4 protein-coding genes are annotated in these 4,441 nt (G+C 64.2%); all 4 read right to left on the reverse strand.

Annotation, left to right across the window (positions count from 1 at the left end; all coding sequences use genetic code 11):
• Positions 1 to 216: hypothetical protein (locus WAW17_RS06450; RefSeq protein WP_422332173.1), on the reverse strand; the 216-nt coding region annotated here is incomplete at its 3' end.
• Positions 217 to 239: 23 nt separating this feature from the next.
• Positions 240 to 539 (reverse strand): hypothetical protein, encoded by a 300-nt coding sequence (locus WAW17_RS06455; protein ID WP_422332174.1) that lies wholly within the window; start codon positions 537 to 539, stop codon positions 240 to 242.
• A 170-nt stretch (positions 540 to 709) separates the two neighbouring features.
• Positions 710 to 3,832 (reverse strand): AAA domain-containing protein, encoded by a 3,123-nt coding sequence (locus tag WAW17_RS06460; RefSeq protein WP_422332175.1) that lies wholly within the window; start codon positions 3,830 to 3,832, stop codon positions 710 to 712.
• A 136-nt stretch (positions 3,833 to 3,968) separates the two neighbouring features.
• Positions 3,969 to 4,441, reverse strand: a 473-nt coding sequence (locus tag WAW17_RS06465; protein ID WP_422332176.1) for an NUDIX hydrolase, incomplete at its 5' end; no start/stop codon positions are given.

Genomic DNA, 4,441 nt, shown 5'->3' on the forward strand with positions numbered 1-4,441 from the left:
ACCTACGAGATGCCCTTCGGGATGGTTGAAAAGGTTCTGTGAGAAGTCCAATTCTTCCACCACGACAGGGCATTTCGCCGTTACGACACGCTCACCGACCCAACCGAATCGGTGCATCCAGGTTAAATGGAGTTGAGACATTTGCGTGTCGAGCCGGGCAACGATGTCATCGCTGGCATCGGCCGCGCTCTTCAGCAGCCATGGCTGCCAACTCACCAATTGCGCTCGTGTCGGTGGCATCAGGAGTAGATCGCATTCAGCGCAGACGCAATCGTTGCGTCGGCCTCCTCATAGCGGGCTGCAGTCGCAATCGCAGTTGCAGCCAATGACTGCAGTCGCCCTGGCACGACGCCCAGTGTCGAATCGACCATCTGTGCGGCATCCCGTAGGGCGACGCAGGCGCGCGATCCTGGTAGTCCCGCAACAGCCAGCTCGAAACCAGATAGTAGGAGAAGAGTTTCGATAATATCGGATGCGCCCAAGAAGTCGTCGGCCAGACCGACTACGGCAGTCGGATCGACCCGCACCTCATTCGACATGTGTCATCCCCCGTGACGACTTGTTCCCCGTGATCTTTGCGATAGCACGGTACAACATATCCGAGTCACTCCACGACGGTTTGTCGTGAGTGCGGATGGCAGGTCCCGAAATCGGGCCACGTACTTCATGAGTCCACGCTCGGTTGTGATGACGGTCGAGATCCGCCGCCCTACACCGATAGCAGCGCTGCATGATGGGCCAGGACGTCGAAGTGCTGATGCCGTGACCACGCGCTCCGATCACCGATCACGTAGAGGCGCTGCTTGGCGCGGGACACGGCGACGTTCACCATGTTCGGCTCTGCTGCTGCCCACCGCTTGGCGCCGTCCTTACCAGGATTTCCGCCGAGCACCAGGAACACGACCTTCGCCTCCTTGCCCTGCGCGCGATGGATGGTGCCCGCAGTGATGCCGTCAAACGTTTTGCCCAGGCTTTCCAGCCGCCAGGCGACATCACGGAATGGCGTCACGACGATGACATCCTTCATCGATACCTCGTCGTCACGGAGGGCTTCCAGAAGTTCGACGAGTCGATCGAACTCGGCCTGCACGAAGTGGCCGATGCCCGGACCGGTGACATGGAACCACTGGGTCGGAGGCAATGTGCCCGCGGGTGTCGGATCGCCGCCGTGCACCATCGTGTCGTCGTACGCGACATGGTTGACGATGGTGAACATCGGGTCCGTGCACCGGCGATGCACCCGAAGGGGCGCACCCACCCAAAGCGGTTCGTCGACCGACGGAAGCGTAGTGCCCCACCTATTCAGCCGATCGGACAGGGACTGTGCAGATGCCCGCGCAGGCAGCCAGGTCTCGCTGACGTCGAATTCGCGGCGCACCGCCTGTTGTGCACGGAACGGAATGGTGACCACCGGCTTCAACTGGAGCGGGTCGCCGACGACCACGGTGCGCCGGGAGCGCCAAATCGCACCCGCCGGGTTCTGTGGCGTCGACTGGCCGGCCTCGTCGATGAGCAGCCACCCCAACGACTCTCGACCCATACCGCGGAACACCTTGTCGAACGAGGCGAACGTCGTGGACACGACGGGGACGACGAAGAACAGCGCCCGCCACGCATCGGCGACAGCTTCCGGATCCAAACACTTCGGTGAGGTGCCGTCCACTACGTCAATTGCGCCGTGCAGGCTCTGGCGCATCTCCCGCGGTACCTGCTGGAGAAACGCTCGATGCAGGTGGAGCGCGGCCACGAACAGCCGAGAGCGTGCCTCGGCTGTTGTCGCGTCACTCCACAGCGTGAGACGTTCACGCGCCACTTCGTCGGAGAGAACCTCGTCGTCCGGAACGAGCCCACGATTCCGATCGGCTGTCAAGGCAAGGGCGAGCTGATCGCGATGGTCGCGGAGCGCCGCGCAGTGGGTCTGCTGCTGTTGCAGGGCGAGGTCGGCGGACTGGACGGCATGCAGAGCCTGCTTTTGTGCCGATCGAGCCTCGCTCACAGCCACGTCGAGGTCGAGCAACAGTCGCGACAGCTCGTGTCGCCGGGCCGACCAGGTGCGGCGCAGCTGACGTCCGTTGACGCTGGCGATGCGCCACAACGGCTCCCGCCGGGTCATGTGAAGTGCGAGATCGTCCTCGATCTGGGTGCGTTCGGTTGTCCGTTGTTGGTGGGCGGCTCCGCACATCCCCTCGGCTCGGACAGACTCTGTGAAAGCGTGATGTAGACGGGTGAGTTCCTGCTCGGCGGCAGTGACTTTCACTGTCAAGGCCCGAAGCTCGACCCAAGTGCGGTATGCGCGTGCGGCATCGGACTGCGCGTTCGCGGCTGCGTCCCGAGCGGCAGCGAATTGCGAGACGGCGGTGCCCCAGGCGAGGTCCGCGCCGTGCGCCTCCCAGCCCTTCAAGAGTGATTGGAGCCCCTGCCGCGGCGCCTGATCGGGGTCGGATGCGGTGCGTTCGTCGAACCAGAGTGTGCTCGTGAATCGTGTGCGGTTGGTCTTTCTCCCCAGACGCGCAGCGAGCAGCGCCCACCCCTGTGACGGCTCAGCGGTGTCGTTTACGTCGCGATCCACGTTCAGAAGCGCCGTGGCGAGATCGGCGAAGTAGTCGCAGTCCTGTTGGAACGGATTGTCGGAGCTAGCCTTCGGGATCTCCTGGCTGATGTTCTCGACTGCTCCGTTGTTCGAAGAGCTGACCACGATCTCGAACCCATGGAATGCGGGAGCCCAGCGTTGCACGACCCGGCTGAAGTCACCGGCCTTCCAGCGGTGTGGCTCTCCGGCGAACGCGTCGGCGGGCCGCGGTAGCGTGGCCAGCAGCTGCGCCCGTTCGACGACGACGTGGGCGACAAGATCCTTGAGGAGGGTCGTCTTTCCGGTGCCGGGTGGCCCGTTGACGGCGAAGATGCCCGAACCGCTACCCAATTCCTCGATGACCGCGTTGACTGCAAACTGCTGGCTCGCAACGAGCGGATGATCAGGGCGTACCGCCCACCGACCCATCGGGGTCGCCGCAGGACGGCAACCGTTCAGCACGTAAGAGAAGTCCGAGCGGACGTCGACGCGCCGCGTAACGTCGACATGCGTGTCTTCGGTGAGGTAGTGCGCGAGGGCACTGCCGATCTCACCCTGTCCCACCCGCCCGGCGACGTGGGCGAGATCCGCGGCGATGAAGCTGTTGAGGAAGTCGGTTCGTTCGTCGCGCTTGCCGGGCGGTACCTCGACGGACGCCACTCGCGTGCCCGACAGACGCAAACCGGATTGGGCGAGACCGAGCAACTCGGTGCAGCGACGGGTGAAGCGTTCCAGAAACCGGTGATCGACTACCGGTGGCATGTCGTCGAAGTCCTGATCCGCGAGGAGCTCTTGCACGACGTCGTCGGCCTGGTCCGCCAGCAGATCGAAGCCGTCGAGCCACCCCCGATGATCAGGTCCGGGAGACAACGCCCGACCCGACGCCCATGCGAGCGAGGACAGGACCGCGGATCCATCGACGTAGAGGCCGTCCGCGTCGACGACGACCGCAGCGAGCGAGCAGAACCCGGCGGGCCGCGGATCGAAGTTCTCCACGCCGGGGTCGAGCACGGAATCAAGGATCTGCCAGATGTCGTCGATCTTGTACGCACCAACGTAGATCGTGTGCTCCCGGACATGGCCACGCCGTCGTGGGGGCCGGGAGAGTCGATGACCGGCCTGCCATGGAAGCGGTCGAATAGACGAAGCGACCTCGACGGGGCGCTGAGGATGGTCGGGATCAGGCTTCGGCACGGTCTGTGGACTGAACAACTCGATCGCCCGCCAGAACGCGATGACGTTCGCCTGCGAATCCCCGCCCATTTACTACTCCACCCCGTCGGCTTCCCCGTGTGTATCGAGTATGCCGACATACACCGACAGAATGCGCACCGACGGCTGGAGGGAATCGCCGAGGAAGGCGTCGAGCGCATCCGCTGAGGGTTGGGGCCGGCGGGTGTTATCCGGTCAGCAGCACCGCCGCCTGGGCAGGCAGCCGGCCGTCCCCTGCTCTGCGGAAGACTTCGGCGGGCCGGCCGTTACCCGGGTTCGACGTTTCTCCCGTGCTTGCGAGTGCGCCGATGAAGTGCCGACGGAAGGAGTCCTTCTGCAGCTCGCGGCCGAAAATCACCTCATAGAGTTGGCGGAGTTCGAGCACGGTGAACGATTCACCCAGAAACCGGGCCGGGTCGACCTGTTGGGTGTACCGGTCTCGCAGGTCGTCGACGGCGAGTCGCACCATGTCGTCGTGATCGAACGCCAGGCTCTGCTCGGGCTTGCCGTCGATCACCCGCATGAGGACAGCGTCCTCGGGGAGTGCCGCGAACGGGACGGCCGCGGTGTGGGCCATCGAGATCACCCAGCCCCGTTCGTCGCGATCGGGATCGTCGAATACGGCGAGCTGATGGAACTGGATTCCCGACAGGCCGGTCT

It is taken from the genome of Rhodococcus sp. (in: high G+C Gram-positive bacteria) (assembly GCF_049286785.1).
Classification (GTDB): Bacteria; Actinomycetota; Actinomycetes; order Mycobacteriales; family Mycobacteriaceae; genus Rhodococcus_F.